The sequence below is a fragment of the Devosia sp. GW821-FHT12F11 genome (assembly GCF_058806655.1).
This window is the reverse complement of record NZ_JBXAPX010000004.1, coordinates 125,158-151,042: the sequence shown is the minus strand read 5'-3', so window position 1 is coordinate 151,042 and position 25,885 is coordinate 125,158. Positions and strand designations below refer to the sequence as shown.

The window sequence follows — 25,885 nt, the reverse complement described above, 5'->3', positions numbered from 1 at the left end:
GGCGGTAGCGTTTCGGCCGCATCGGGCCTATATGGCTCGAATGGATACCAGCCTTCCCAAGATCGACCAGTTCCTCGCCGCGCTCGACAGCGCCGTCGCCGATGGCAGCTTCGTGCGCCTGGCGTTGCGCCTGCCGTTCGGCGCCGACGAGACGCTGAAGAGCGTCGACGTCAAACCCGCGACCATCCGCGAGCAGTTGAAGCTCAGCTTCACCTTTCACCACCAGACCCGCGACCTGGTGCAGAACCATCCTCCAGCAGGGGCGATCGGCCAGCTCAGGCGGCTGATGGAGAAGGATTTTCGGCAGGCCTTTCTGTTCACCGGCCGGTTCGATCTGCAGTTCGACAGCCAGGGCAAGGCGCCGCGGCTGAAGCAGAGCGAGCCGACCAGCAAGGCGCCAGCCTCGCTGTCGCACGATCGCACCAAGGCCCGCCCGATCCCGGCGGCCGGCAAAGCTTGGCTCACCGAGCTCGGCGTCACCGGCGCCGATGGGCAGGTGCTGAAGGCGGCCGGTGACAAGTTCCGGCAGATCAACCGCTATGTCGAAATCCTCGGGCCGCTGCTGAAGGCGATCCCCGAGGGCAAGCTGAACCGGGTCGTCGATATGGGCGCCGGCAAGGGCTATCTCACCTTTGCCGTGGCCGACTATCTGAAGCAGACGCTTGGGCGTTCCGCCGAGGTGGTCGGCGTCGAATTCCGCGACGATCTCGTGAGCTTCTGCAACGACACTGCCCGCGCCACGGGTATCGGCAACCTGAGCTTCGAGCAGGGGACGATCGAGAATTTCGACTCCGCCGGTGCCGACGTGCTGATCGCGCTCCACGCCTGCGACACCGCTACCGACGACGCCATTGCCAAGGGGATTGCCGCCGGCTCCGAGCTGATCGTCGTGGCGCCCTGCTGCCACAAGCAGATCCGCCGCGAGATCGAGACCTCGAACCATGGCAACGCGCTGGATTTCCTGATGAAGCACGGCATCTTCGTCGAGCGGCAGGCCGAGATGGTCACCGACGCGATGCGGGCCATGATCCTCGAGCATTTCGGCTATTCGACCAAGGTGTTCGAGTTCATTTCGGACGTGCATACGCCCAAGAACGTGCTGATCGTCGCAACCAAGACCAAGCGCGGCAAGGATGCCTCGCAACTGAAGAAGCTGGCGGAAGCCAAGGAGTTCTTCGGCATCCGCCGGCACTATCTCGAGGATGCGGTCGGGCTTTGAGCACCTGATGAGGCCGGATCGTCGGGGAGCAGAGGCGGTCCTCCGTCGCAGTTGCTCTCCTGCTCGGCGGTAACTGCCTTGAACCAGGCATCCTCGGGAGCGGAGAAGATCACCGAGACCACCAGACAGCCGACCGCGTTCCGCTTGAGCGGCCCGAACCCAGATGATGTGACTCCGAACAGCGCGGCAGGCTCGCGCGCCTCGTGAGTGCCCTTGGTCAGCAAGGCGCTTCGCTGCTCCAGGAAAGCGTATGTCAGGCGCGCCGCTTCTTCTCGAGTCAGCGGCGTCCTCCAGTCGAGTGGCGCGATGTTGCAGCTGCGGAGGGTACCGTTGCCTGTATCCATTTCGCTCTCACGGATAACGAAGCGGCCACCATTCATGGCCCGCCACTCCATTGTGCGATCCGGCCGCTCGGTATTCGTTGGGTCCTTCTCGGCAACACTGGGAACCAGGCCGAAGGTGTTGAGAGGCTGCCGGTCTTCTATTGCGACCCGGCAGCGCTCCCACAACTCGAACCATGACGGCACGAGCGCTGCTTGCGCTTTCCCTCGGGCATCGAGCATTATCGACCAGACCGCTGCCGAAACGACAACGAAAGCGGCCAGCGTCAAGAAGCCCTGCCGCCAAGTCGGCAGCAAACGAGCAAACCTCATCACCGTCTTGCTAAATCCCCCAATACCGATCTCTTAAGCTGGCGAGGGGCTGGCGACAACCTCTCCCCGGAGCTAGCTGCCCTGCCCCTTCTTCCCTGAGGGAAGAAGGTGGCGCGAAGCGCCGGTTGAGGGGTGAAGCGGTGCAAATCGCGCTTGCTGAGAAGCTGAACCCCTCACCCTAGTTCCGCTACGGACCTTCGGTCCGAGCTACACTACCCTCTCCCCTCAGGGGAGAGGGGCGGCTGTGGCGAGCATCAGCCCAGGTGCTGCCCCAGGGCCTCATCGAGCCGACGGTGACCGGTCCAGTGCACGGCGCTCCAACCGCTTTGCCGCGCTGCTTCGACATTGGCCAGCGTATCGTCGACCAACACGATGTCCTCGGGCGTGGCACCTGCAATGGCCGCGGCGCGGTCGAAGAATTCCGCGGACGGCTTCCGGTGGCCCAGCGCCGCCGAATAGATAATGCCGTCGACATGGGCGCCGAGGCCGACCTGCTGCATCAGATAGTCGGCCCGCATGTGCTCCTGGTTGGTGGCGAGGAATACCGGCACGCCACGCTCTCGATAGCGTTTCACCGCCGAAAGCACGGCCTGGTCGACGCGCGAGTCGTTCTCGAACCAATAGGCAATCAACCGTTCGGCCGAGACCCTGGGCGCGATTTCGGCCAGTACCGGCGCCAACCTTTCGGTCAGCCCTTCACGTCCGGTGACGATCGCTTCCCAGAATGGGGTGAAGAAGGTCTCCCGCAGCCGGTCCGGCGACAGGCCGAGGTCCGCTTCCAGTTCAGCGAACAGGTGTCTGCCGTCCGTTGGGCGGCCGCTGACGAGGACGCCATCGACGTCCATCATCAGCACCTTGCGTGGCATCAGGCCGTGCGTCCGTTCGGCAGCGGCGTGCCGGCTTCAACGAGCTTCCGGTCGGCGAGGGCGTCCCACAACGCGTCGGGAATATTGACGTTCCACCAGTCGAGGATGCCGTTGAGCTCGGCCGGCGACTTGGGGCCGGGGAGGATGTTGCAGATCGCCTTGTGCGCCAGCGGGAACTGCAGGGCGGCGGCGCCGAGCGGCACGCCGAATTCCTTGCACAGTACCTCGAGATCGGAGACGCGCTTGATGATGTGCTCGGGCGCCTTGGCGTAGTTCCAGGTGCCGGTGCCCATCAAAGCTCCGCCGTTGAACGGGCCGCCGCAGACCACCGAGGCGCCGCGTTCGAGACAGGTGGTGAGGAACGGGCTGAGCGAAGTCTGTTCGAGCAGGGTGTAACGGCCGGCGAGCAGGAACACGTCCCAGTCGCCGAGCGCGAAGGCATCCATCAGCACTTCCCACTCGTTGACGCCGAGACCGATGGCCGAGACCTTGCCGGTGGCCTTCAGTTCCTTCAGCGCCTTGTAGCCGCCATCCTCGGCAAGCTGCTTCCAGTAGATCGGGTTCTGCTCGGCGCTGTGGGTGGCGAGGCCGATATCGTGGACATAGAGGATATCGACCTTGCTCAGCCCGAGCCGGGCGAGGCTCGCCTCGTAGGAGCGCATCACGCCCCAGTAGCTGTAATCGTAGACCTGCTCGAACGGCAGCGGCTTGATCCAGTTATGCGGATAGTCGCGCTCAGCTTCCGATTGCACCGGCCGGAGCAGGCGGCCGACCTTGGTGGAGACGGCGACGCCCTCGGTGCGGAAGCGCAGGCCGTCGCCCATCAGGTGCTCGGAGCGGCCATAGCCATATTGCGGGGCGGTGTCGAAGTAGCGGATGCCCGCATCGAGGGCGGCGCCGACGGTAGCGCGGGCCTGTTCGTCGGGGACCTCGGTGAAGATGCCGGCGAGGGTCGCGCCGCCGAGCCCGAGCTCGGTCAATTCGAGGCTGGTCCGGCCAACCTGGCGCTGCTTGAAACTGGTGGCGCTCATCTCTGCTGCAAACTCCCTGGGCCCAACGGCGGCGGACACTGACATGTCAGTTGCACGGGGTAAACCAGCCAAAGGGTTTAGGGCAAGTCCCAACCAGCGAGGTAACGTCGCCACATTCACCGGCGTCATTCCGCGCAGGCGGGAACCCAGTGGGATGCCGCAGCGCCAGGAGGTGGTCGAGAGATCGCACTGGGTCCCCGCCTGCGCGGGGATGATGCCGGTGGGTGGGCGTGGCCCCTTCGATCCTTTGTGGATCTAATCCTCCCGAAACGCGTGGCTGAGCTGCGCTGCCAGCGGCCCCAGCAGATAGGACAGCACGGTGCGGTCCGCCGTGCGGAGAAAAGCCTCGGCCGGCATGCCGGCGGTGACGTGCTGGCCGTGGGGCAGGCGGGCGAGCTCGGCTTCGCTCAGCTTCATGCGGATCGAGAAATAGGCGACGCCGGTGGCCGGATCGCGCGACAGGTCGGGCGAGATGGAATCGACTGATGCCGCCAGTTCGGGCGTGGTTCGCGCATCGAGCCCGGTGAGCCGCACCGAAGCAGCCTGGCCGACGGTCAGCTTGTCGACATCGAGCGGCGAGACGCGTGCCTCGAGCGCCAGCCGGTCGGTATGCGGGACGACCTGCATCAGTGTCTCGCCGGCCGCGATCACACCGCCGATGGTGCGGACGATCGACTCGTGCACGATGCCGGCCTGGGGAGCGCGGATTTCGAGTCTTGCCAGCCGGTCCTCGGCGGCGATCTTCTGTTGCAGCAGCTCGGCGATCTGCAGCCCGACATCGCGCAGGTCTTCCAGCACGCCGGCGCGGAAGGTCGCGGTATTCTCGGCGATCTTGGCCCGGCTGCCGGCAATGGCGGTGCGGGCTGAGGCGATCTCGGCCGTGAGGTTGCCGGCCTCGCCCTCGAGCCGCGCCAGCTCGCGTTTGGAAGCGTTGAGCCGGCTGGCTTCCATCAGGCCATCGCGGAACAGCGCCTCGGCATCGACGACCTCGCCGGCGAGGATTTCGGTCTGCCGGCGCACTGCCGCCTGCTGTGACTGGAGCCCGGCGATCTGTTCGCCGAGCTGGCCGATCTGCTCCTCCAGTTGGGTGGCGAGGCCGGCCTGCGCGTCGGCGCGGCTCTGGCGCAGCCGCTCCTGCGCGGCGAGCAGGCCGTCGAGGGTCGCGCGGTCCGGCCAGTCATCGAGACTGGCGGGAAGCGTCAGCCTATCGTTACCGATGCTCTCGGCAGTGAGCCGGGCCTCGAGGGCGAACGCGGCGCTCAGCTGCGAGACGATGACGGCGAGATTGGCGGATACCGTGGTGCTGTCGAGATGCACCAGCAACTGGCCGGCCTCGACGGCATCGCCGTCCTTCACCAAGATGGCGCTGACCACGCCGCCTTCCGGGTGCTGCACGCGCTTGCTGCCTTCGAGCGGCACGACGGTGCCCTGCGCCACTACAGCGCCGGCAATTTCGGTCGTGCCTGCCCAGCCGCCGAGGAGGCCAATGAACAGTGCCATGGCGCCGAGCCCGGCAATGGCATGGCGCCTGAGGCTCCGGAGTGGATCAGCCATTGACCCGCACCCCTTCGATGCGTGGGGCAGGGGTCGTGACCTGCCGCAGTACCTCCTCCTTGGCGCCGAAGGCGCTCTGGCGTCCGTTCACCAGATAGATCAGCTTGTCGCATACCGCGATGGCGCTGGGCCGGTGGGCGATGACGATTACCACGGCGCCGCGCGCCTTGGCGGCGGTGAGCGCCGTGGTCAGCGCGTTGTCGCCGGCGAAATCGAGATTGGCGTTCGGCTCGTCGAGCACGAGGAGGAACGGATCGCCGTAGAGCGCGCGCGCCAGCCCGATGCGCTGTCGTTGCCCGGCTGAAAGTGCTGCGCCGCGGGAGCCGATACGGGTGTCATAGCCATCGGACAGGCCGGTGATCAGCTCGTGCACGCCGGCCAGCCGGGCTGCCTTCAAGACGCTTTCGCTGTCGGCATCGGGACGAAACCGGGCGATGTTCTCGGCGACGGTGCCGTCGAACAAGCCGACGCTTTGCGGCAGGTAGCCGATGCGGCGGCCGAGCTGCATCGGATCGAAATGCGTGAGCTCGGAGCCATCGAGGCGCACTTCGCCCTGCAGCACCGGCCAGATGCCGCAGAGCCCGCGCGCCAGCGAGGTCTTGCCCGAGCCGGATAGGCCGAGCACGCCCATGGCTTCGCCGGCCGCCAGGGTGAAGCTGATGCCGGCCACCAGCGGCGGTTTCTGCACGTCCGGCCCGCAGGCAAAGTGCCGGACCTCGAGGGTGAATTGCGGATCGGGCAGGCTCAGCCGGTTGCCCGCCGGTGGTTGCGCCGCCAGCAGCGCTTCGGTGCGACGCAGGGACTGCCGGGCCGCCGACAGCCCGCGCCATTGTGCCACGACCTGTTCGACCGGCGCTAGCGCCCGCGAGGTGACGATCGAGGCGGCGATCATCAGCCCGGCCGAGAGTTCTCCGCGGATCACCAGGTAGGCGCCCAGCGCCAGCACTGCCGACTGCAGCAGGAAGCGGAACGATTTGGTTACCGATGAATAAAGCGCGCCGACATCGGAGGCGCGGTTCTGCACCTCGGCCAGCGCTTCGGAGCGGGCACGCCAGCGGCTAGTCACATCATCGAGCATGCCCATGGCGAAGACCGGCTCGGCATTGGCGCGGGCATCCTCACTCAGGGATTGGCGATGCGCCATGGCGGCAGCCGCTTCGGCGGTGGGGCGGCTCGATAGCCGCTCGTTGATCACCAGCAGTGTCGTCGCCACCAGTGCGCCGCCGGTTGCCAGCCAGCCGAGCGCCGGGTGGAACAGGAAGACGACGCCCAGATAGACCGGCAGCCAGGGCAGATCGAACAGCGCCAGCGGTCCCGGTCCACCGACATAGTTTCGGATGGAATCGAGATCGCGCACCGCGTCGGGCCGCGCCAGGCCGAGCGGCAGCAACCCGGTGCGGAGCGATGCGCGGAACACGTCGGGCGCAATCGAGGCTTCCAAGGCTCCGGCGAAGCGGAAGGCCATGCGCGAGCGCAAGAGGTCGAGCAAAGCGAGAAAGGCATAGGTACCGGCGACCAGCGCGAACAGCGCCACCAGCGTCGGCACCGAGCGGCTGGCTAGTACCCGGTCATAGACCTGCAGCATGAATAGCGGGCCGGTCAGCACGAGCAGGTTAGTGGCGAGGCTCAGCAGGCCAAGCGCCAGCAGCGGGAAGCCGGTGCGCCTCATCAGGGCGCGGACGACGCTTTCGCGCCGGGCGCCGTTCGACATGTCACTACCCCGTCGCTGCCCGATCGGGCGACTGCGGCGGAGTCTCGTTTCCGCAGCTGACTGCATGAACCGGCTGCTCCAGATAGGAGCTATGCTCAAGAGGCATGGCGCCGGTTCGCTCGACAAGAAAAAACCCCGGAACACCAGGGTTCCGGGGTTCAGGTTATGCGGGGTTGGTGCCGCATATTTCAGCAACAGGTATTTGGGTGCCCCCGTGCCGAATTGAGAGGCAGGTCAGACGATCCAGTCGGACGATGCCAATAGGGATTCGAGCGTCGCACCGTTGAGCCCCATGACGAGCGGGTCGCCATGGGCGTCGGCAACGCGGATCTCGACGTGATAGCCGCTGCCATCGACATCGATGCCGAGCGTATCGAAGGTGTCGCCACCGCTTGCCGCCGCCTCGCGGAACGCCGCGAGGAACGCTTCCGGCGAGGCGAAACCGGTGAGCCCGGCGTCGAGCCGGTCGCCGGAGCGAAGCGAAAAGTCCTCGACGGTGTCGCGGCCGGCCGAGAACACAAAGGTGTCGCTGCCCGAGCCGCCGTTCAGCAGGTCGTCGCCGCTGCCGCCGAACAGCCGGTCGTTACCGGCCTGGCCGTAGAGGTCGTCGCTGCCGTCGCCACCCGACAGATAGTCATTGCCGCCGCGGGCGAAGAAGCGGTCGTCGCCGCCGAAGCCGAACAGCTCGTTGTCGGCGTCATTGCCGGTGAAGCTGTTATTCGAAGCGTTGCCGAAGCCGTTGACGGCACGATCGCCCGTCAGCTCCAGCGCTTCGTTCTCGTCGCCCAGCACGTAGCTGGTCGAGGCAACGATGCGATCATAGCCGCCGCCCGACAGCACCACGTCGTGCACCGAGCCGACGACGATCCGATCGGCGTCGTCGGAGCCGAAATAGGTGGTCGGCAAGTCGGTGAGGGTCGACGCCGCTACCGTGCCGTCGGCGAAGCGGAAGGCCTCGACGCCGCCGACGATGTCGTAGCCGCCGCCGGCCTTGTGCACGACGAAGCGGCCCGAGAGGTCGCGGGTCAAGGTGTAGTCGTCACGATCGCCAGCATAGGCCAGCACGTCGGTGCCGACCCCGCCATCGATGACGTCGTTACCTTTGGAGGCGAACAGCAGGTCGTCGCCCTTCTCGGCATAGAGGCGGTCGCTGCCGTTGCCGCCGACGAGGATATCGGCGCCGGCGCGGGCGTAGAACTCGACGCCGCTGTCGTTGGCCACCAGCAACTCGCTCTTGTTGGTGCCCTTGACGACGTCGAAGGTGACGCTGTTGGCGTGCGGGTTGGTGGGGGCGCCGTAGCTGGTGCCCTCGTCGTTCACGAACAGCGTCGGCGACAGATAGGTGGCTTCGAGTTCAGTGCGTTCCGAGCTCAGCACGGTGACGATGTTGTCGTGGTCGTCGCCGCCGTGGAAGTTGATATCGCGGTTGGTCTCGCGCACCTGAATGGTGTTGTTGGCTTCGCTGGTCCAGCTGGCGAACAGCACGGCGTGGCGGGTATCGAAGGCCTCGAGCCCGACCAGTTGGCTGTCGTAGAGCGCCTTGAGCTGGAAGGCGTAGCCGTTGCCGCCATCGCCCTTGTTCACCGCGCCATCGACCGAGAGGTTCGAGGCCTCGAGGAAGATCGACTGGGCGAAGGTGAAGCCGTTGGACGGCGCGTTATCGATGGCGATGTCGAACAGCTTTACGTGGCTGGTGCCCGAGAGCGAAATGACGTTGGAGCGGTCAAACCCCTCCGAGACATTGGTGAAGCTGCCCGGATCCTGTTCGGCGAGGCCGGATTGGACGCTGAAGCCGCCGAGCTTGACGTTCTCGGCCACCTCGATCTTCTGCACCGAGGCGATGGTGGAGAAATCGAAGGCCAGCCCATTGGTCAGCCGCACGGTGTTGCCGCTGACCGAGGCCACCTCGACCATCGAAGTGCGCAACGGCTTATCCTCGCGCCACTCGGTATCGCCGATCGAGTCGAGATATTCCGGGGTGTTCTCAAGCTCGATCCACAGGTGGTCGCCTGCCGCGAGGCCCGACGCATCGGCCAGGTGCAGGTACATCGAGCCTTCTGCCGCCGGCTCATCCAGCGCGAAATCGCCCGAGTAGCTTGGCACATCGATGACGCCGCCGACCTGGAAGGCACCGCCGGCGCGGGCATTGCCGGTGAGCTCTATGGTGGTGGCGCCCGAGCCGGTGCCCATCACCGTAATGTCGTCGCGGTTGATGACGACGGTCTCATTGAACTCGAACGTGCCGGCGCCCATCAGGATGGTTTCGCCCGCCGGGGCCGAGTCGATAATGGCCTGCAGCTCGGCCGCAGAGGTCGAGGCGGATACGGTGATCATTGGGAGTACCTTTCGCTATAGGTGGAGGTGGTCGCGAATGCCTCCCTTTGCACCGCGGCTACAGTGTTCCCTGACGAGCGCTAATCCCGGCTGAGGCCGATCGATCGGATTTGCACCAAATTGCCAAGAGAACGCCCACACCTCGCCTGCCAATCTGGGCGAGGAGGGGGCCAGAATGTGCACGCTGGGGAAAAGGCCAGAAAAGCAAAGAGCCGGGCACTTGGCCCGGCTCCTGAAATCTCAACGATGACCAGCCCTTAGAGCTGGCGGATGGTTACCGGACGGTCTTCGTTCCAGGCCACGGCATTGCGCAGCGGCAGGCCGAACTGGCTTTCCTCGATCTCGAACACGTCGCCGGGCTCGGTCTTGATGCCGTCGGCAAAGCTCAACGTGGCGGTCCCGAACATGTGCACATGGATATCGCCCGGCTGGCGGAACAGGTCGTACTTGAAGTGGTGGTGCTCGAGGTTGGCGATGGTGTGGCTCATATTGTCCTCACCCGAGAGGAACGGCTTTTCCCACAGCACCTTGCCGGCGCGGAGGATCCGCGACATGCCCGAGACGTTGCGCGGCAACTCGCCGACCCGCAGCTCCGGCCCGAACGAGCAGAAGCGGAGCTTGGAATGGGCGAGGAACAGGTAGTTCACCCGTTCGGTCACGTGGTCGGAGAACTCGTTGCCGAGCGCGAAGCCGAGGCGGAACGGCGTGCCATCCTTGCCGATATAGTAGATGCCGGCGATCTCCGGCTCCTCGCCAGCGTCCTTGGCGAAGGCGGGCGAGGGGATCGGCTGGCCCGGCGCGGTGACGGTGTAGCCGTTGCCCTTGTAGAACCATTCGGGCTGCACGCCGATCTCGCCCGGCGCGGGCTTGCCGCCTTCGAGACCCATGCGGAACATCTTCATCGAATCCGTCAGCGGCGCTTCGGCCTGCTGCTGGTTCGACTTGTGCATGGCGTCGCGGGTGGAAGCCGAACCCAGGTGGGTAAGGCCGGTGCCGGTGACATAGAGGTGCGACGGATCGGGATGATCGACCGGCGCGAGCAGCCGGCCTTCGTTCGCCAGCGCCTCGCGGTCTAGCTTGGCGCCGAGGCCTTTCTCGATCAGCACGGCGCGCAGCGACAGGCCGCGCTCGGTGGCTTCGGCGGCGAGCGCATAGACGCTCTGGGCTCCGGTGACCACGCTGGTGACGCCGCCTTCGGTGGCGCCGACGGCGCGCGCGCCCTTGTCGTCCTGGAACTGGATGAGATGCATGAAGCCCATTCCCTCGATTTTCGTTGCCGCCCTATAGCGCGGCGCCGCGGCGATTGCATTCGGATTTTGGATGTAGATCGCCATTGCTGGTGCCAACGGTCTGCAGCGTTCGAATCGCAAGGCGCCGGTGCGTAAGGAACAGCGAATTTACCCCCTTGACGATTTGGAAACGAAATGAGAACAGAATGAGTACATTCGATGGACATCTTATCGGTTTGCGCGGCGCGGACCGAAGTGGAATAAGGGAGACCGGTGATGGCTGCTGTTGCGCCTCTGCGAGTTATTGAGGGATCGATGGATAAGGACAAGGCGCTGGCAGCAGCGCTGAGCCAGATCGAGCGGAATTTCGGCAAGGGCACGGTGATGCGCTTCGGCGAGGGCGCCATTGCCCAGGTCGAGGCGATTTCCACCGGCTCGCTCGGACTGGATATCGCACTGGGCATTGGCGGTTTGCCGCGTGGCCGTATCGTGGAAGTGTTCGGGCCGGAAAGCTCGGGCAAGACCACGCTGGCGCTGCATGTGGTGGCCGAGGCGCAGAAGAACGGGGGCATCGCCGCCTTTGTCGACGCCGAGCATGCGCTCGATCCGATCTACGCCAGGAAGCTCGGCGTGAAGGTCGATGAACTGCTGATCTCACAGCCCGATACCGGCGAGCAGGCGCTCGAGATCGCCGACACGCTGGTGCGCTCCGGCGCGGTCGACGTGCTGGTGGTCGACTCGGTGGCGGCGCTGACGCCGAAGGCCGAACTCGAAGGCGAGATGGGCGATTCGATGCCGGGCCTGCAGGCCCGCCTGATGAGCCAGGCGATGCGCAAGCTCACCGGCTCGATTTCGAAGTCGAAGGCCATGGTGATCTTCATCAACCAGATCCGCATGAAGATCGGCGTGATGTACGGCTCGCCCGAAACCACGACCGGCGGTAACGCGCTGAAGTTCTACTCCTCGGTCCGCCTCGATATCCGCCGCATCGGCGCGATCAAGGAGCGTGAGGAAGTCATCGGCAACCAGACCCGCGTCAAGGTGGTCAAGAACAAGCTGGCGCCGCCGTTCCGCCAGGTCGAGTTCGACATCATGTATGGCGAGGGCATCTCCAAGACCGGCGAACTGCTCGACCTCGGCGTGAAGTCGGGCCTGGTCGAGAAGTCCGGCGCCTGGTTCTCCTACGACAGCCAGCGGCTGGGGCAGGGGCGTGAAAACTCCCGCCAGTTCCTCAAGGACAATCCTGCGATCGCCGACGAGATCGAAAAAGGCGTGCGCGAAAGCTCCGGCATCCTCGGCGAAGCGCTGCTGGCCGGGCCGGAAGGCGATGAGGGCGACGGGGAGCCGTGATCGGACCCGCCGTGAAGTGAACAGAAGGGCGCCCAGGTGGCGCCCTTTCGTTTGGGCGGTGCTGGGTGTCTGCTCTCAAGATGTGCCATCATACCGGCGTCATCCCCCGCGCAGACGGGGACCCAGTGGGATCTCTCAACGTCAGCTGTTGCTGAAGCATCCCACTGGGTTCCCGCCTGCGCGGGAATGACATCGGTGGGGTGAGCGAGATCAAGCCGCATCCTCAGGTCCAATCTGCCGCCTCTCGCCACCCTGTGCTGGACACAACCGCAAGCCCCGCGATAGAAGGCCTTTCCTGTTGTTCTTGGCGGGGCTCATGGCCTCGCCATTTGTCTGTAAGAGACCCGTCATGACGAGCGTGAACGATATCCGGTCGAGCTTTCTGAGCTACTTCGCGAGGAATGGTCACGAAGAAGTCGCATCGAGCCCGCTGGTGCCGCGGAACGATCCGACGCTGATGTTCACCAATGCCGGCATGGTGCAGTTCAAGAACGTCTTCACCGGCGTCGAGAAGCGCGACTACGTGCGGGCGACCACTTCGCAGAAATGCGTGCGCGCCGGCGGCAAGCACAACGACCTCGACAATGTCGGGTTCACCGCGCGCCACCACACCTTCTTCGAGATGCTCGGCAATTTCTCGTTCGGCGACTACTTCAAGGAGCACGCGATCGAGCTTGCCTGGAACCTGCTCACCAAGGAGTGGGGGCTGCCCAAGGAGAAGCTGACCGCGACGATCTACGAAGACGACGACGAGGCGATGGCGCTGTGGAAGAAGATCGCCGGCCTGCCCGAGGATCGCATCGTCCGGCTCGGCGCCAAGTCGAACTTCTGGCAGATGGGCGATACGGGACCGTGCGGCCCATGCTCGGAAATCTTCTACGACCACGGCGACAAGTACTGGGGCGGCCCTCCGGGCTCGCCCGAGGAAGACGGCGACCGCTTCGTCGAGATCTGGAACCTGGTGTTCATGCAATTCGAGCAGTTCGCGGACGGCTCGCGCACCAGCCTCCCAAAACCCTCGGTCGACACCGGCTCGGGCCTCGAGCGCGTCGCGGCGGTGATGCAGGGCACCAACAACAATTACGAGATCGACCTGTTCAAGTCGCTGGTCTCGTCGACCATGCACGCCACCAACTTCAACGGTGACCCGACGACGCCGAGCCTGCGCGTGATCTCCGATCACGTGCGCGCCATGAGCTTCCTTATTGCCGAAGGTGTACTGCCCTCGAACGAAGGCCGTGGCTATGTGCTGCGCCGCATCATGCGTCGCGCCATGCGCCACGCGACCCTGCTCGGCGCCACCGATCCGGTGATTCACAGGATCGTGCCGACGCTGGTCAGGGAAATGGGCCAGGCCTATCCGGAGCTGGTGCGTGGCGAGCAGATGATCGAGGAGACGGTTCGCCTCGAGGAGCAGCGCTTCCTCAAGACGCTGAGCCGTGGGCTCGTCATCCTCGATGAAGCCACCGCCGATCTTAAGCAAGGCGACATGCTGGAGGGCGTCACCGCCTTCAAGCTCTACGACACCTACGGTTTCCCGCTCGACCTGACCCAGGATGCGCTGCGCACCCGCGGCATCAATGTCGACCTCTCGGGCTTCGAGGACGCGATGGCGCGCCAGCGCGCCGAGGCCCGCAAGAGCTGGGCTGGTTCGGGCGAGGCAAGCGAGGACAAGGTCTGGTTCGCTGTCGCCGACCAGGTCGGCCCGACCGAGTTCCTCGGCTATGAGACCGAGACCGCCGAAGGCGCGGTTACCGCGCTGGTCAAGGGCGGGGCGATCGTCGACGAGCTGAAGGCGGGCGACGAAGGCTATGTCGTGCTCAACCAGACGCCGTTCTATGGCGAAAGCGGCGGTCAGGTCGGCGACACCGGTTCGCTCACCGGCGAAGGCATCGCGGCGACCGTGACGGATACGGTCAAGAACAACGGCGTCTTCGGCCACAAGGTGAAGGTCACCGACGGCGTCATCAAGGTCGGTTCACCCCTGGCCCTGATCGTCGATCACGACCGGCGCTCGGCTATCCGTGCCAACCACTCGGCGACCCACTTGCTGCACGAGGCACTCCGCCTGGTGTTGGGCGATCACGTAGCGCAGAAGGGGTCGATGGTGTCGGCCGATCGCCTGCGCTTCGACTTCGTCCACACCAAGCCGATCACCCCGCAGGAACTGGCTGAGGTCGAGGAGATCGCCAACGATATCGTCCTGCAGAACTCTCCAGTCGAGACGCGCCTTATGGGCATCGAGGAAGCCAAAGAGTCGGGCGCCCGTGCGCTGTTCGGCGAGAAATACGGCGATGAAGTGCGCGTCGTCTCGATGGGCGATCCGACTGGTAACGCGGTCGGCTGGTCGGTCGAGCTCTGCGGCGGCACGCATGTGCGCCGCACCGGCGATATCGGGTTGATCACGGTGCTCGGGGATTCCGGCGTCGCCGCCGGCGTACGCCGCATCGAGGCGCTGACCGCCAAGGGCGCGCGCCAGCATGCGCGCACCAACGCCAATCTCGTTGCCGGCGTCGCCGATGCGCTGCATGTGGGGCCGCACGAGGTGTTCACCCGCATCGAAGCGTTGCAGGAGAGCCTCAAGAAGGCCGAGCGGGCACTCAGCGACGCCAACAAGAAGCTGGCGCTCGGCGGCGGCGGCTCGGCGCCGGCCTCGGCCGACGAGACGGTCAACGGCGTTACCTATGTCGGCCGCGCGGTCGAAGGCATTTCGGCCAAAGACGTCAAGGGCCTGGTCGATACCGAGAAGAAGCGGATCGGTTCGGGTGTGGTTACGGTTGTGCTGAAGGGCGACGACGGTCGCGGCACTGTCGCCGTCGGCGTCACCGAGGACCTGACCAGCAAGTATTCGGCCGGCGAGCTGATCAAGCTCGCGACTGCGGCTTTGGGCGGGCAGGGCGGCGGCGGCCGTCCCGACATGGCGCAGGGCGGCGGTCCGGATGGCGCCAAGGGTGCCGATGCGATCGCCGCGGTGCGCGGCGGGCTGTAGGTCGGCACAACTAACGTCCGGCGTGAGCCGACCCCCACCCCTGTCCCTTCCCCGCAAGGGGAGGGAGACCCTCGCACTGACATCGCGGCTGTCGTCTCCCTCCCCTTGCGGGGAGGGATCAAGGGTGGGGGGCAGCGCAGCTGCGCGGGCTGGCAAGTCTGTGCGCTTACCGACAACTACACCGGATCCGGTCCCGGCCCCTTGAAATCGTCCGGTGAGGGATTGTCTCGCCGGGCGCGATACTCGGCCCAGCGGCCGGCGATGCGGGCGCGGGCGCCATCGGCGAAGATGTTGGCGAGCCCGGCGGCGACGATGATGCCGAGCCCGGCAAGGCTGATGGCATCGGGCACTTCGCTGAAGAACAGCGCCCCGAACAGCAGCGCCCAGATGATCTGGCTGTACTGCATCGGCGCCACCCGGCTTGCCGGGGCCAGCGCAACGCCCTTGAGCTGCAGCAGGTAGCCGATACCGCCCAGCACGCCGCAGACCACCAGGCCGCCCAACAGAATGGGGTTCGGCCAGCTGAAGCCGACGATGAAGGCGCCGACCAGGTTGGCGACGAACGTGAACAGGCCGGGCAGGGCGAACAGCGTCACCCGGCGCTCGGCGCCTGAGATCAGGCGGATAGTGGTGAGCGACACGGCAGCGGCGAGCGCGCAGATGAAGGCAGCGATGTGCCCGAGCTCGATCTCGCGAAAGCCGGGCCGCACCACCAGCAGCACGCCGAGGAAGCTGATGACCACCAACGCCCAGCGATCGAGCGACACCTCTTCCTTGAGCACGACGACCGAAAGGATGGTCGCCAGCACCGGGATGAGGAAGACCAGGCAGTAGGCCTCGGCCAGTGGGATGGTGACGAAGGCGTAGGTGATCAGCACCGCGCTCAGGGTTCGGCAGAGCGCGACGAGGATCATCAGCGCCGGGCGGTTAAGCTTGAAGGTGTCGCGCCAGCGCTCCTCGCGCGGCTTGGAGAACAAAGCCGGCAGGAACGAGAAGATGGTGGTGAACAGGCCAATTTCGAAGACGCTGAGCGAGCCGCCCAGTGCCTTGACCAGCGCGTCGCCGGTCGAGAACGACGCCATGGCGCCCAGCGCGCAGAGCACGCCGAGCGACACAGGTGAGAGGGAGCGCAGCATCTACTTGCCCGGCGCCACTTGCGCCTCATCGTCGGCTTCGCCGCGTCGTGGCAGCTTGGCGTCGTCGCCCAGCGGCGGGCTGACCTCGGAAACGGCACTGGCCGGACCAAACACCGACAGGCGCGAAAAGATGCGGATGCGCGTCTCGTCGGACATCACGTTGAGGATGCCGCAAATGGCAACGACCACGAGCCCGCAATAGGCGACGGTGTCCGGATACTCGGCATAGAATATTGCGCCGAAGACGATGGCCCAGGCGATCTGGCTGTACTGGGCCGGCGCGATCATGCTTATCGGTGCGGTGCGGGTCGCCGTGATGAACAGGATGTTGCCGGTGCCGCCCAGCGCCCCGATCAGTATCAGGAAGGCGAATTCCTGCAGCGTCGGCCAATGGAACCCGGCAATGACCATCAGGATCGAGTTGATCACCACGACGTAGCCCAGTGGCAGGCCCAGCAGGCTGACGCGCTTTTCGACCGGAGCGACCTTGCGCAGCGTAGTGGTGGCGATGCCGCCCATCACCGCGGCGCCGACGGCCATCAGATGGCCCAGCTGCAGTTCGCGGAAGCCGGGCCGAACGACGAGCAGCACGCCGCAGAAGCTGGCGCCGAGGAACAGCCAGCGCTGCCAGGTCACGGTTTCGCCGAGGAAGCTACGCGACAGCGCCACCACGAAGATCGGCGCCAGGAAGGCGATGGAGTATGCTTCGGCCAGCGGAATATGGGTGAAGGCGTAGATGATGCAGAGGTTGCCGATCACCCCCGCGATGCTGCGCAAGTGCACGAGATAGGGGTGGCGCATGCGGTGCAGGTGCCGCCAGTGCTCGCCCTTGGGCTTGGTGAAGATCGCGGGAATGAAGGAGAACAGCGCCGTCCAGAAGGCAATTTCGAAGACGGAGAGGCTGGTGCCGAACCCTTTGATGATGGCGTCGCAGCAGGAATAGAGGAGGTAGGCAAAAAGCGCGAAAGCGACGCCGGAGGGCATCTTCTGGGTATCCAAGAGGGGAGGGACGGCAACTGGTATGTTAGTCCTATACGATGGGCCGGCTGCACCGTCGATGGGCGGGAATGCCACAGAGCCTAATTATTTCGTCTCTACTTGAAGCGTTCACGCGCGAGCGGACCGATGGTCTCGATTTTGTTGGTCCAGATGTAGCCGGCAAAGTTGTCGGGCACCTGAGCCAGCAGTTCGGGCGTATCAATGCCGGCGGTGCCGGGATCGCCGGAGCTGTAGGGGCCGAGCAGGATCACTTCGGACCCGGCCTGCCGCAGGCGCTCGATGAAGAGGTTCGGCCAACCCCAGACGAATGGCGCGATGTTGATCGGCAGCATGACCTTGGTGTTGCGGCAGGCGTCGGGGATGAAACCGGTCCAGCCAAGCCCCTCGTATTGCAGCAGGCAATCGATCAGCCCCTTGCGCGACCAGACATTGAGATTGCCGATCAGCTCGGCGGCGCGATAAGTCGGGGGATCGCCACCATAGGCGCCCCAGACGGCCTGCCGCCACTGTGGGTGCGATGACAGCAACGTGGCCAGCATGTCGCCCTCGCGGGTCTCGTTGCTCTTGAAGTTGACGAGGAAGTGCTGGTCGGGAAAGGCGGTGAACACCTCCTTGAGTTCGGGCATCAGTCCGACGCCCTTGCCGCGGAACGGATAGCTGGCGCCGCCATCGGCGGTGTAGCCGTAGCCGATATCGAGCAGCTTCAGCGATGCCATGTCGTGGCTGCGGGTCTCGCCGGTGCCTTCGGTGCGGCAATCGACCGTCCAGTCGTGCAGCACGGCGAACTGGCCATCGGTGGTCGGATGGACGTCGAGCTCGACGATATCGGCGCCGGCAGCGAAGGCCGCGTGCATCGAGGGGATGGTGTTCTCGAGATAATCGTGGGTCGGCTGATTGATCCGCTCGGCAGTGCAGGTGTCGTTGTCGAGATCGGCGCGATCGAAGGTCTGGTGCACGCCGCGATGAGCGATCAGCTCGAGCTTTCCTTGCGGTGGCGCCACGCGCCAGGATGCATTCCAGACGTAGACCGCGGCGACAATGACCGCGAGGCCGAGCAGAATCTTCTTGAACATCAACACCCCTCGATAGGCTGACGCTCGGGTGGGTTCATGGCCCAAGTATGTCCGGATGACCTCAGCCGCAGTTGAGTTTGGAGCCCTGGAAGTCCACCTCGCACTGGATGCGGCGGAGGGTCGCCAGGTCGTCGTCGGTGGGGGCTTCGCCATTCGGCTTGACCACGATCGCCTCGACCACGGCGCTGCTGTCGCCATCGAGGATGCCGAACCAGACGAAGGTCGCGGCCGTATCGACGAAGGCACCCTCGCGTACGAAGCCGGTGTCGCTGGTGACGTCGTTGGTGTAGGCACGGCCCAGGGCGCCCTGCGCCAGGGCGCTGTCATAGAGCTGGCGCCCGCCGACCCGCTCGAAAACGAAGACATCGCCCAGGTGCGAGACGCGCGAGCTGGGCGTGCTGGCGTCGACGACGAGATCACTTGGCATGGTCGGCAGCAGTGGCGGCAGCGCGGTGTTGAAGCGGTTGGCGTCGATGTCGGCTTCGCCGGGCAGGTCGAGGCCGTCGATGTTGGCATCGAGCGGCAAAAAGAAGCTGTTGAGCGGTCCCTTGGCGAAGATGCGCTTCAAGGGATCACGTCCGACCCCGGCAGTGGACCAGCCATGCTGGCGATTGAAGAAACTGGTGCTCGCCGCGTTGAGGCCGTCGAGACCGGGAGTGAAATAGAGCGCGATCTCGTAGTCGCCATCCGTCGCCATGGAGGCATCGGTGGCCGAGCAGCTGCCGATATCGAGCAGGCGCTCGCCCAGCTTGTAGCCCGAGATCGGTCCGGCGAACTCGGTCTTGCCGATGGCCGGCGTGTAGTCGGATTCGAAGCGCCACTGCATGTCGTAGGGGTCGGCGCGCTCATCGATGGCGAGGAGGCGCAGGCACGCCTCGCGGATTGCGGAGGGCAGGTCGGTGATCCAGCCCGAGGATGGCGTGGGCGGCAGGGTGACCCGGGCCAGATAGAGGTCTTCCGCGGTCACCAGGTCGTAGGTCTCCTCAGGGCCCATGCCGACCATCCTGAAGATCACCTCGGGATCGACGTTCCACTTCACCAGCTCCTTGACCATCAGGGCGAGCGAGTCCCGCGTCTGGCCCTGCATGGCCATGGCGCCGCGCTCGTTCAGGGCATTGGTGAAGGACTGTTCGTCGGCATAGGGCGCGTGGAAGCCGACGACGGACCCCGGCTCGACCATCCGGTCGACATAGGTGCCGACCCCCTCCTGGCTGGACCAGGCCGAGCCGCCAAGGAAGGCGAAGGCACAGGCGGAGTAGCAACTGCTGCCGCGCTCGACGACGGTGGCGATATGGTTGGCGCGGAGGAAATCGGCGAGCGCCAACCCCTCGTAGTAGCTGCCGCCCGGGCCATTCAGGGTCAGTACCGCCGTGGCGCCGCCATCGGGGCCGATACAGGACAAGCGGCACTTCACGAAGGTGTCGTACATGCCCTGAAGCGTTGCGACGTCGCCGTCGGCCGTGTCGCCGTCATAGTGCAGATGCGGCACCGGGTGCGTGGCGGAATACTGCATGGAGACGATGGAAATAGTTGCGGCCGCTGCGCCGGATGGCAGGGCAACGGCGATCGACAGCAGAGCGATCGCGAAAGCGAGAAGACGCATGCGGAAAATCCCCCGAGAACTGTAATTCTAGGAGGTTTGACGCTCGCCCTTCAAGCATCCTTGGGTGGCTCGGCGACGGAGACCTGCTAGACGGCGCGGACCCGGTTGTTGCGGGGGCCGTGCTCGAGCTCGACCAGGCCAAGGACTTCGAGTACCGGCGTCACGTAGTTGGCGAAGCGCCCGCGAAATCCCTTTCGGATGCCATACCAACCGCCTACTGGATTGTCGGGAGAGCGGGCCCAGGCTTCGACGGTGCCGGGCTTGGCTTCCTTCTGCTCATCGGCATTGCCGAGTTCCATCCAGTCGCCGTGCTGTTTCAGCATCTGGTGCAGGTCTTCGATAGCCCTGAGGTGGTAGCGCAACTCGGTACCGCCGGCGACGCAGACCAGGGCCGGCGGCGACGCATCGGGAGCGCGGTAAAGCGAAATGTCACTGCTGCCCGGTGGGGTCTTGAGCAACCACGGATCGTCCTTGGTACCGGCGGCCATCGCTCACTCCTTGTCGCGTCGGGCCAATATAGACCGGGCAGGTGACGGAGGCACTAGCGGAGGCGGCCGAGCAGCCTTCGCAACCTGTCCAGTTTTGCCCGGCTGCGGGCGGCGATGAACTGCCAGGCGTAGAATGGGCCGAGACCCGCGCGGCGTGCGTGGCGCCACCAGCGAGTGCTGCCAGGCAGACCCGGGTGCCGCCATGGCTTGAGATAGGCGAAATGGATGATGCGTGGGTCGCGTCGCTGCGCGGCCACAGCGGGGCGGAGCGCCGGGATCACGTCGTCCCATGCGCCGCCCGGCAGGGCCTCGGGGAACACGTTCCAGCGTGGATCGAGCAGAGTGATGTCGCCTCTGAACGCGGCGTTGGTTGCGCACTGGTCGGCGAAGAGGAGTTCGTCGCGCAGGCGGTGCAGCGTGTCGGCCATCCGGGAGGCGTAGCCGATCCGGCGGAGCTGACCTAGATCGAGAAGGGCAACGCCGGCCTGGACATAGGTCGAGATGGCTTCGTCGGTATCGAACCCCAGAACGCGGTGCAGGTACCCCCGGGTGTCGTCACGGAGACGCTGTCGATCGGGGTGGGAGGTCAGGGCCCGGTCGATGAACCGGATATCGACGACGGCCCCGATCGGCTTGCCATTGAGCGGCGTGTGGAAGAGGTCGGCCAGGTCCGCTTCGACGATCAGATCGCAATCGAGGTAGATGGCGCGGTCAAGCTGCGGAAGGGCCTCCGGCACGACCAAGCGGAAGAGTGTCGAGGGCGGCAGGCCGCCGATCGTACCGAAGTGGGCGTAGGGGTTGGGGAGGCGGTGCAGGACGATCTCGACCTGCGGATGCCGCCAGCGTTCTACTTGCCGGACAAACCGACTGTCCGGGCCATCGTAGAAGACGTGAAAAACCACGCGGCTGGTTGGTGAGGCGCTGGCCGCGATCGAGGTAGCAACGACGAGGACGAGCGGGAGGTAACCCGCATCGAGTGCGGTGCAGACGGCGATGGAATCGCCGCCTGCACCCGCGTTGGACATCAAGCAGCCATGGCCTTCTTGAGGTTGGCGTCGATGGCGTCGAGGAAGCCGAGGGTCGACAGCCACTTCTGGTCCGGGCCCACGAGCAGGGCGAGATCCTTGGTCATCTGGCCGGCCTCGACGGTGTCGATGCAGACCTGCTCGAGCGTCTCGGCGAACTTCGCCAGCTCGGCATTGCCGTCGAGCTTGGCGCGGTGCTGCAGGCCACGCGTCCAGGCGAAGATCGAGGCGATGGAGTTGGTCGAAGTCTCCTTGCCCTGCTGGTGCTGGCGATAGTGGCGGGTGACGGTACCGTGCGCGGCTTCCGCCTCGACGATCTTGCCATCGGGGGTCATCAGCACCGAGGTCATCAGGCCGAGCGAGCCAAAACCCTGGGCCACGATGTCGGACTGCACGTCGCCATCATAGTTCTTGCAGGCCCAGACATAGCCGCCGGACCACTTCAGCGCCGAGGCCACCATGTCGTCGATCAGGCGATGCTCGTACCAGATCTTCAGTTCCTCGAACTTCGCCTTGTAGTCGCGGTCGAAGATCTCCTGGAAGATATCCTTGAACCGACCGTCATAGGCCTTGAGGATGGTGTTCTTGGTCGACAGGTAGCACGGGACCTTGCGGTTGATGGCGTAGTTGAACGAGGCGTGCGCGAAGTCGGCGATGGAGTCGTCGAGGTTGTACATGCCCATGGCGACACCGGCGGACGGGGCGTCGAACACGTCGTATTCCTGCACGGTGCCGTCATCGCCGACGAACTTCATCGTCAGCTTGCCCTTGCCTGGGAACCTGAAATCGGTAGCGCGATACTGGTCGCCGAAGGCGTGGCGGCCGACGATGATCGGCTGGGTCCAGCCGGGCACCAGGCGCGGCACGTTCGACATGATGATCGGCTCGCGGAAGATCACGCCGCCCAGGATGTTGCGGATGGTGCCGTTGGGCGACTTCCACATCTTCTTGAGCTTGAACTCTTCGACGCGCTGCTCGTCGGGGGTGATGGTGGCGCACTTGATGCCGACGCCGTGCTTCTTGATGGCGTTGGCGGCGTCGACCGTCACCTGGTCGTTGGTGGCGTCGCGGTTCTGCACCGAGAGGTCGTAATACTCGATATCGAGATCGAGATAGGGAAGGATCAGCTTGTCCTTGATCGCCTGCCAGATGATGCGGGTCATCTCATCGCCGTCGAGATCGACGACAGGGTTGGCAACTTTGATCTTGGCCATGCGTAAGCTCCTCAGCGGCGCGGAAAATCTGATGCCGGGCTAATAGCATGAAATCGGCCGAGCGAAAGCGCCCGACTCGCCGATCCACTCTTGAGCGCCTCACCGTTTCACTGAGACGGCGAAACGCTCAATGTCATTGGCTTTGCCGCGCTTTCGAACCAGAATAGTCTGCAGCTTTTCCTGAAAGCGCTCCAGCGAACGCCGCCCTCACTTGACACCGTGTAACTACACACTATTTGTCGGCGCATGGATGATTTCAGCCGGTGCATGGTTTCGAATACGCGCATGGCGGCGCGGGCGATTACGCGGCGCTATGATGCCTATACGCGGCCGTTCGGCATCACCTCGACGCAGTACTCTGTGCTGGGGCTGATCGTGGCCTCCGGCGAGCGGAACGTCAGCGAGCTGGCCGAACAGCGCGGCTTCGAGCGGACGACGCTGACGCGCAACCTCGATCGGCTGGAGAAGATGGGGCTGATCGCGTCGCGCCCGGCCGAGCATGGCAATGGCCGGATCTGTTCGCTCACCCCGAGGGGACGCGACCTGGTCAACGAGTTGCTGCCGCTGTGGCGCAAGGCGCAGGCGGAGATCCGCGCCGAGCTCGGCGCCGACGGCTTTGAAGATACCCTGATGAAACTGCAGCGGCTCGCCACCATCTGAAGCGATGCGGCAGCCTGCTGACCTCGAGCCGACCCGTGTAACTACACATAAGGAAGATTTCCGATGGCAACTCAGTCCGATCCGATCGTCGTTACCGGCATGGGCGTGGTCAGCCCGCTGGGCACCGGGGTCGCAACCGTGTGGTCGCGGCTCATCGCCGGCAAGAGCGGCATCGTCCGGAACACGCGCTTCGACGTGACCGACTACACGGCCAAGGTGGCCGGCCTGGTGCCGACGACCGAAACGGACCCTGAGGGTTTCGATCCGCTGGTGGCGATCGATCCGAAGGACATCAAGAAGATGGACCTGTTCATCCAGTATGGGCTGGTCGCCGCGCAGGAGGCGATCACCCAATCGGGCTGGACGCCTCAGACCGAAGACGAGAAGGCGCGTACCGCCACCGTGATCGGTACCGGCGTCGGCGGCTCGCCGGTAATGGCGCATGCGGTGGAGACGATCATCGAGAAGGGGCCGCGGCGGCTGTCGCCGTTCACCGTGCCGAGTTTCCTCGCCAACCTCGCGGCCGGCTGGATCTCCATCCGCTATGGCTTCAAGGGGCCGATCGGCGCGCCGGTAACGGCATGCGCGGCGTCGGGCCAGGCGATCGGGGACGGCATGCGGCTGATCCTCACCGGTGAAGCGGATGTGGCGGTCGTCGGCGGGGCCGAAGGCTCGGTCGATCCGATTTCGGTCGGCGGTTTCGGCGCGGCGCGGGCGCTGGCGACCGCGTTCAACGACGATCCCGAGGGCGCCTCGCGGCCGTTCGACCGCAAGCGCGACGGGTTCGTGCTGGCGGAGGGCGCGGCAGTACTGGTGATCGAGCGGCTGAGCCACGCCAGGGCGCGTGGCGCGACGCCGCTCGCGATCCTTTCCGGTTACGGGACGTCGGCCGATGCCTATCACTTGACGGCAGGCGAGCCGAGCGGCGCCGGGGCGCAGGCGGCGATGCGCGGCGCGTTGCGGATGGCCGGCCTGTCGCCGGGTGAGATCGACTACATCAACGCCCATTCCACCTCGACGCAGGTGGGCGACGCGGCGGAGCTGGCCGGGATCGGCGCGGTGTTCGCCAATCGCGGCAAGGACCTCGCGATCTCCTCGACCAAGTCGGCGACCGGGCACCTGATGGGCGCAGCGGGTGCAATCGAGGCGCTGTTCTCGATTCTCGCGATCCGCAACGGCATCGTGCCGCCGACGCGCAACCTCGAGGATCCGGATGTGGGCGAGCAATTCAACCTGGTGCCGAAGGTGGCGCAGGAAAAGACCGTGCGGCATGCCCTGTCGAACGCCTTCGGCTTCGGCGGGGTGAACGCCACGCTGGTGTTCTCGGCGATCTAGCTTTCACTTGGCCGTTGGGGTGGGGCGCCATTTTCACCACCCACTCGATGTCATCCCTGCGAAAGCAGGGACCCAAGTCGCAGCCCGTGCCGCCGAATAGTTGGGTCCCCTGCTTTCGCAGGGATGACACCCGGTGGGGAGGTTATGCCGTGCCTTGCTGCCCCTTCTTGTTTCGAAGCTAGGGAGCAGTCGGGCAATTTGCTGCCAGCTATTTCGGTGGCATGGCGGCGACCCAGCGTTCGGCGGTTTCCACCCAGTCGCGCAGGTCGTCGTCTTCCTCGATGGCTTCGGCATCGACCCAGATGAAGCCGCGCATGGCCTTGTCGCCGTGGATCATCTGGGTGGCGCCGGGGCGGGCGAGGGCAGCGTCGTTATTGTCCCTGCCGACGCTGAGCAGGATGCGTCCGTCCTTCTTGCAGCCGACCAGGATATGGCCATTGAGCAGGAAGGTGAGCCCGCCGAACATGGTCTTTTCGGTGATGCGCGGGTCGCCGTCGAGGATGTCGCGAATGCGTTCGGCGAGATGCGTCATGGTGGTAGAGGCGGAGTTCATTTCGGGGCAGGGGCCTATTTTGGGGGAAGGGTTTTGGCGAAGCTGAGGGCGTAGGCAATCCAGCGGCTCAGCGCGGCGTCGTCCGCCGTGCCGCTGGCCTCGACCGCGATGAAGCCGGTCATCGGGCGGGCGCCCATGTGCATCTGGTAGGCGCCGGGCATGGCGAGCGCCTCGGCTTGCTTTCCGGGATCGATGCGGACCAGCAGCTCGCCCTTGGCGGTGGTGCCGATGGCCATGTTGCCCCGGAGCATGAAGCCGAGGCCGCCGAACATCTTCTTTTCGACGAGACCGGCGGGCAGCAGCGGCCGAAGGCGATCTCCCATGGTGTCGGAGGCGCTGCTCATCGGGGTGTCTCCGGATCGCGGTAGGTGTCGTGTTGCGGAATGCCATCGGGCAGGGCGTCCCACTCGTGATGGCTGCGGGCGAAGATCAGCTGGTTGGGTGCGAACCAGCCGGCGTCGGAGCCGAACAGGCCGACCGGCAGCATCAGGAGGTCGGGGGCGCGGCTCGACTGGGCGTAAAGCGGCGTGCCGCAGCTGGGGCAGAACCAGCGGGTCAGCGTGGCGCCGGAATGGGCCGGCCGGGCGAAGCTGGCGGTGCGGCCGGTGATGGTGACGTCGGCCGGGCGGGCCAGCGCAACCGTCGAATGCCCGGTGCCGGTGGCGCGCTGGCAATCCTCGCACGAGCACATGAACATCGAGCGGATGCGGCCCTGCAGCGACAGCGTAACGTCTCCGCAGGCGCAACTGGCGCGGAGCTCGAGTTCGGGTTTGGCATTGGCAGTCATGCCCACATGCTGACACCGAGGGTTTGCCATCCGCAAGGCGTCTCCTTGATCGCCGATGGCGCTGGCTTTAGACGAA

At 65.4% G+C, this 25,885-nt stretch carries 22 protein-coding genes; 5 read left to right on the top strand and 17 right to left on the bottom strand.

The window, feature by feature from the left end:
• Positions 1-40 precede the first annotated feature (40 nt).
• Positions 41-1,219, top strand: a complete 1,179-nt coding sequence (locus AC1ROK_RS13580) for a class I SAM-dependent methyltransferase (protein ID WP_492847692.1) — start codon at positions 41-43, stop codon at positions 1,217-1,219.
• On the opposite strand, the gene AC1ROK_RS13575 is transcribed toward AC1ROK_RS13580, so the two are convergent.
• From AC1ROK_RS13575 to araD1, 7 genes are all read right to left on the bottom strand, one after another.
• The gene (locus tag AC1ROK_RS13575) at positions 1,192-1,830 is read right to left on the bottom strand and encodes a hypothetical protein (RefSeq protein ID WP_492847690.1); all 639 of its coding nucleotides are present in this window, start codon (positions 1,828-1,830) and stop codon (positions 1,192-1,194) included. The genes AC1ROK_RS13580 and AC1ROK_RS13575 overlap by 28 nt on opposite strands.
• Before the next feature lie 296 nt (positions 1,831-2,126).
• Positions 2,127-2,738 carry an HAD-IA family hydrolase gene (locus AC1ROK_RS13570; RefSeq protein WP_492847688.1) on the bottom strand — a complete coding sequence of 204 codons (612 nt, stop codon included), beginning with the start codon at positions 2,736-2,738 and terminating at the stop codon, positions 2,127-2,129.
• Positions 2,738-3,769 carry an aldo/keto reductase gene (locus AC1ROK_RS13565; protein ID WP_492847686.1) on the bottom strand — a complete coding sequence of 344 codons (1,032 nt, stop codon included), beginning with the start codon at positions 3,767-3,769 and terminating at the stop codon, positions 2,738-2,740. The genes AC1ROK_RS13570 and AC1ROK_RS13565 overlap by 1 nt, the downstream gene beginning before the upstream one ends.
• 255 nt (positions 3,770-4,024) lie before the next feature.
• Positions 4,025-5,323 (bottom strand): HlyD family type I secretion periplasmic adaptor subunit, encoded by a 1,299-nt coding sequence (locus AC1ROK_RS13560; protein WP_492847684.1) that lies wholly within the window; start codon positions 5,321-5,323, stop codon positions 4,025-4,027.
• A complete protein-coding gene (locus tag AC1ROK_RS13555) occupies positions 5,316-7,034 on the bottom strand; it encodes a type I secretion system permease/ATPase (RefSeq protein WP_492847683.1) in 1,719 nt (572 codons plus the stop codon). Before AC1ROK_RS13555 ends, AC1ROK_RS13560 begins: the two co-directional genes overlap by 8 nt.
• 234 nt (positions 7,035-7,268) lie before the next feature.
• Positions 7,269-9,368, bottom strand: a complete 2,100-nt coding sequence (locus tag AC1ROK_RS13550) for a calcium-binding protein (protein ID WP_492847681.1) — start codon at positions 9,366-9,368, stop codon at positions 7,269-7,271.
• Positions 9,369-9,625: 257 nt separating this feature from the next.
• Positions 9,626-10,618 (bottom strand): AraD1 family protein, encoded by a 993-nt coding sequence (gene araD1 / locus AC1ROK_RS13545; RefSeq protein WP_492847679.1) that lies wholly within the window; start codon positions 10,616-10,618, stop codon positions 9,626-9,628.
• A 255-nt stretch (positions 10,619-10,873) separates the two neighbouring features.
• On the opposite strand from araD1, the gene recA reads away from it, so the two are divergent.
• Both recA and alaS read left to right on the top strand, forming a co-directional pair.
• Positions 10,874-11,947 carry a recombinase RecA gene (recA, locus tag AC1ROK_RS13540; protein WP_492847677.1) on the top strand — a complete coding sequence of 358 codons (1,074 nt, stop codon included), beginning with the start codon at positions 10,874-10,876 and terminating at the stop codon, positions 11,945-11,947.
• 349 nt (positions 11,948-12,296) lie between these two features.
• Positions 12,297-14,936 carry an alanine--tRNA ligase gene (alaS, locus tag AC1ROK_RS13535; protein ID WP_492847675.1) on the top strand — a complete coding sequence of 880 codons (2,640 nt, stop codon included), beginning with the start codon at positions 12,297-12,299 and terminating at the stop codon, positions 14,934-14,936.
• A 176-nt stretch (positions 14,937-15,112) separates the two neighbouring features.
• Here the strand turns inward: alaS and AC1ROK_RS13530 are convergent, their stop codons facing one another.
• The 7 genes from AC1ROK_RS13530 to AC1ROK_RS13500 form a co-directional block, all read right to left on the bottom strand.
• On the bottom strand, positions 15,113-16,072 hold the full coding sequence (locus AC1ROK_RS13530) for a DMT family transporter (RefSeq protein ID WP_492847673.1): 960 nt from the start codon (positions 16,070-16,072) through the stop codon (positions 15,113-15,115).
• Positions 16,073-17,056, bottom strand: coding sequence for a DMT family transporter (locus AC1ROK_RS13525; protein WP_492847671.1), 984 nt, complete (start codon positions 17,054-17,056; stop codon positions 16,073-16,075). It lies immediately after the preceding gene.
• A 110-nt stretch (positions 17,057-17,166) separates the two neighbouring features.
• On the bottom strand, positions 17,167-18,144 hold the full coding sequence (locus tag AC1ROK_RS13520) for a glycerophosphodiester phosphodiesterase family protein (protein ID WP_492847669.1): 978 nt from the start codon (positions 18,142-18,144) through the stop codon (positions 17,167-17,169).
• Between the two features lie 61 nt (positions 18,145-18,205).
• The gene (locus AC1ROK_RS13515; RefSeq protein ID WP_492847667.1) at positions 18,206-19,747 is read right to left on the bottom strand and encodes a COG3904 family protein; all 1,542 of its coding nucleotides are present in this window, start codon (positions 19,745-19,747) and stop codon (positions 18,206-18,208) included.
• Between the two features lie 86 nt (positions 19,748-19,833).
• Entirely contained in the window at positions 19,834-20,235 is a 402-nt protein-coding gene (locus AC1ROK_RS13510) for a DUF6855 family protein (RefSeq protein WP_492847665.1), read from the bottom strand.
• 53 nt (positions 20,236-20,288) lie between these two features.
• Positions 20,289-21,260 carry a glycosyltransferase family 8 protein gene (locus tag AC1ROK_RS13505; RefSeq protein WP_492847662.1) on the bottom strand — a complete coding sequence of 324 codons (972 nt, stop codon included), beginning with the start codon at positions 21,258-21,260 and terminating at the stop codon, positions 20,289-20,291.
• Positions 21,260-22,474 (bottom strand): NADP-dependent isocitrate dehydrogenase, encoded by a 1,215-nt coding sequence (locus tag AC1ROK_RS13500; protein ID WP_492847660.1) that lies wholly within the window; start codon positions 22,472-22,474, stop codon positions 21,260-21,262. Before AC1ROK_RS13500 ends, AC1ROK_RS13505 begins: the two co-directional genes overlap by 1 nt.
• Positions 22,475-22,741: 267 nt before the next feature.
• Between AC1ROK_RS13500 and AC1ROK_RS13495 the strand changes: the two genes are divergently transcribed.
• The gene (locus AC1ROK_RS13495) at positions 22,742-23,134 is read left to right on the top strand and encodes a MarR family winged helix-turn-helix transcriptional regulator (RefSeq protein ID WP_162247960.1); all 393 of its coding nucleotides are present in this window, start codon (positions 22,742-22,744) and stop codon (positions 23,132-23,134) included.
• A gap of 63 nt (positions 23,135-23,197) precedes the next feature.
• A complete protein-coding gene (gene fabF, locus AC1ROK_RS13490) occupies positions 23,198-24,469 on the top strand; it encodes a beta-ketoacyl-ACP synthase II (protein ID WP_492847658.1) in 1,272 nt (423 codons plus the stop codon).
• A 208-nt stretch (positions 24,470-24,677) separates the two neighbouring features.
• Here the strand turns inward: fabF and AC1ROK_RS13485 are convergent, their stop codons facing one another.
• From AC1ROK_RS13485 to AC1ROK_RS13475, 3 genes are read right to left on the bottom strand one after another with little or no spacing between them, the layout of a single operon-like run.
• Positions 24,678-25,022 (bottom strand): TfoX/Sxy family protein, encoded by a 345-nt coding sequence (locus AC1ROK_RS13485; RefSeq protein WP_492847656.1) that lies wholly within the window; start codon positions 25,020-25,022, stop codon positions 24,678-24,680.
• A gap of 14 nt (positions 25,023-25,036) precedes the next feature.
• Positions 25,037-25,366: a TfoX/Sxy family protein gene (locus tag AC1ROK_RS13480; RefSeq protein WP_492847654.1), complete on the bottom strand. Its 330-nt coding sequence runs from the start codon at positions 25,364-25,366 to the stop codon at positions 25,037-25,039.
• The gene (locus AC1ROK_RS13475) at positions 25,363-25,809 is read right to left on the bottom strand and encodes a GFA family protein (RefSeq protein ID WP_492847652.1); all 447 of its coding nucleotides are present in this window, start codon (positions 25,807-25,809) and stop codon (positions 25,363-25,365) included. The genes AC1ROK_RS13480 and AC1ROK_RS13475 overlap by 4 nt, the downstream gene beginning before the upstream one ends.
• Positions 25,810-25,885: the final 76 nt, after the last annotated feature.

What these genes read in the sequence shown, in the direction of transcription:
- fabF (WP_492847658.1), top strand. Translation starts at nt 23,198, where the DNA reads ATGGCAACTCAGTCCGATCCGATCGTCGTTACCGGCATGGGCGTGGTC.
- AC1ROK_RS13530 (WP_492847673.1), bottom strand. Translation starts at nt 16,072, where the DNA reads ATGCTGCGCTCCCTCTCACCTGTGTCGCTCGGCGTGCTCTGCGCGCTG.
- recA (WP_492847677.1), top strand. Translation starts at nt 10,874, where the DNA reads ATGGCTGCTGTTGCGCCTCTGCGAGTTATTGAGGGATCGATGGATAAG.
- AC1ROK_RS13485 (WP_492847656.1), bottom strand. Translation starts at nt 25,022, where the DNA reads ATGAACTCCGCCTCTACCACCATGACGCATCTCGCCGAACGCATTCGC.
- alaS (WP_492847675.1), top strand. Translation starts at nt 12,297, where the DNA reads ATGACGAGCGTGAACGATATCCGGTCGAGCTTTCTGAGCTACTTCGCG.
- AC1ROK_RS13580 (WP_492847692.1), top strand. Translation starts at nt 41, where the DNA reads ATGGATACCAGCCTTCCCAAGATCGACCAGTTCCTCGCCGCGCTCGAC.
- AC1ROK_RS13480 (WP_492847654.1), bottom strand. Translation starts at nt 25,366, where the DNA reads ATGAGCAGCGCCTCCGACACCATGGGAGATCGCCTTCGGCCGCTGCTG.
- AC1ROK_RS13515 (WP_492847667.1), bottom strand. Translation starts at nt 19,747, where the DNA reads ATGCGTCTTCTCGCTTTCGCGATCGCTCTGCTGTCGATCGCCGTTGCC.
- AC1ROK_RS13560 (WP_492847684.1), bottom strand. Translation starts at nt 5,323, where the DNA reads ATGGCTGATCCACTCCGGAGCCTCAGGCGCCATGCCATTGCCGGGCTC.
- AC1ROK_RS13565 (WP_492847686.1), bottom strand. Translation starts at nt 3,769, where the DNA reads ATGAGCGCCACCAGTTTCAAGCAGCGCCAGGTTGGCCGGACCAGCCTC.
- AC1ROK_RS13510 (WP_492847665.1), bottom strand. Translation starts at nt 20,235, where the DNA reads ATGGCCGCCGGTACCAAGGACGATCCGTGGTTGCTCAAGACCCCACCG.
- araD1 (WP_492847679.1), bottom strand. Translation starts at nt 10,618, where the DNA reads ATGCATCTCATCCAGTTCCAGGACGACAAGGGCGCGCGCGCCGTCGGC.
- AC1ROK_RS13570 (WP_492847688.1), bottom strand. Translation starts at nt 2,738, where the DNA reads ATGCCACGCAAGGTGCTGATGATGGACGTCGATGGCGTCCTCGTCAGC.
- AC1ROK_RS13500 (WP_492847660.1), bottom strand. Translation starts at nt 22,474, where the DNA reads ATGGCCAAGATCAAAGTTGCCAACCCTGTCGTCGATCTCGACGGCGAT.
- AC1ROK_RS13555 (WP_492847683.1), bottom strand. Translation starts at nt 7,034, where the DNA reads ATGTCGAACGGCGCCCGGCGCGAAAGCGTCGTCCGCGCCCTGATGAGG.
- AC1ROK_RS13475 (WP_492847652.1), bottom strand. Translation starts at nt 25,809, where the DNA reads ATGACTGCCAATGCCAAACCCGAACTCGAGCTCCGCGCCAGTTGCGCC.
- AC1ROK_RS13505 (WP_492847662.1), bottom strand. Translation starts at nt 21,260, where the DNA reads ATGTCCAACGCGGGTGCAGGCGGCGATTCCATCGCCGTCTGCACCGCA.
- AC1ROK_RS13495 (WP_162247960.1), top strand. Translation starts at nt 22,742, where the DNA reads ATGGTTTCGAATACGCGCATGGCGGCGCGGGCGATTACGCGGCGCTAT.
- AC1ROK_RS13525 (WP_492847671.1), bottom strand. Translation starts at nt 17,056, where the DNA reads ATGCCCTCCGGCGTCGCTTTCGCGCTTTTTGCCTACCTCCTCTATTCC.
- AC1ROK_RS13520 (WP_492847669.1), bottom strand. Translation starts at nt 18,144, where the DNA reads ATGTTCAAGAAGATTCTGCTCGGCCTCGCGGTCATTGTCGCCGCGGTC.
- AC1ROK_RS13550 (WP_492847681.1), bottom strand. Translation starts at nt 9,368, where the DNA reads ATGATCACCGTATCCGCCTCGACCTCTGCGGCCGAGCTGCAGGCCATT.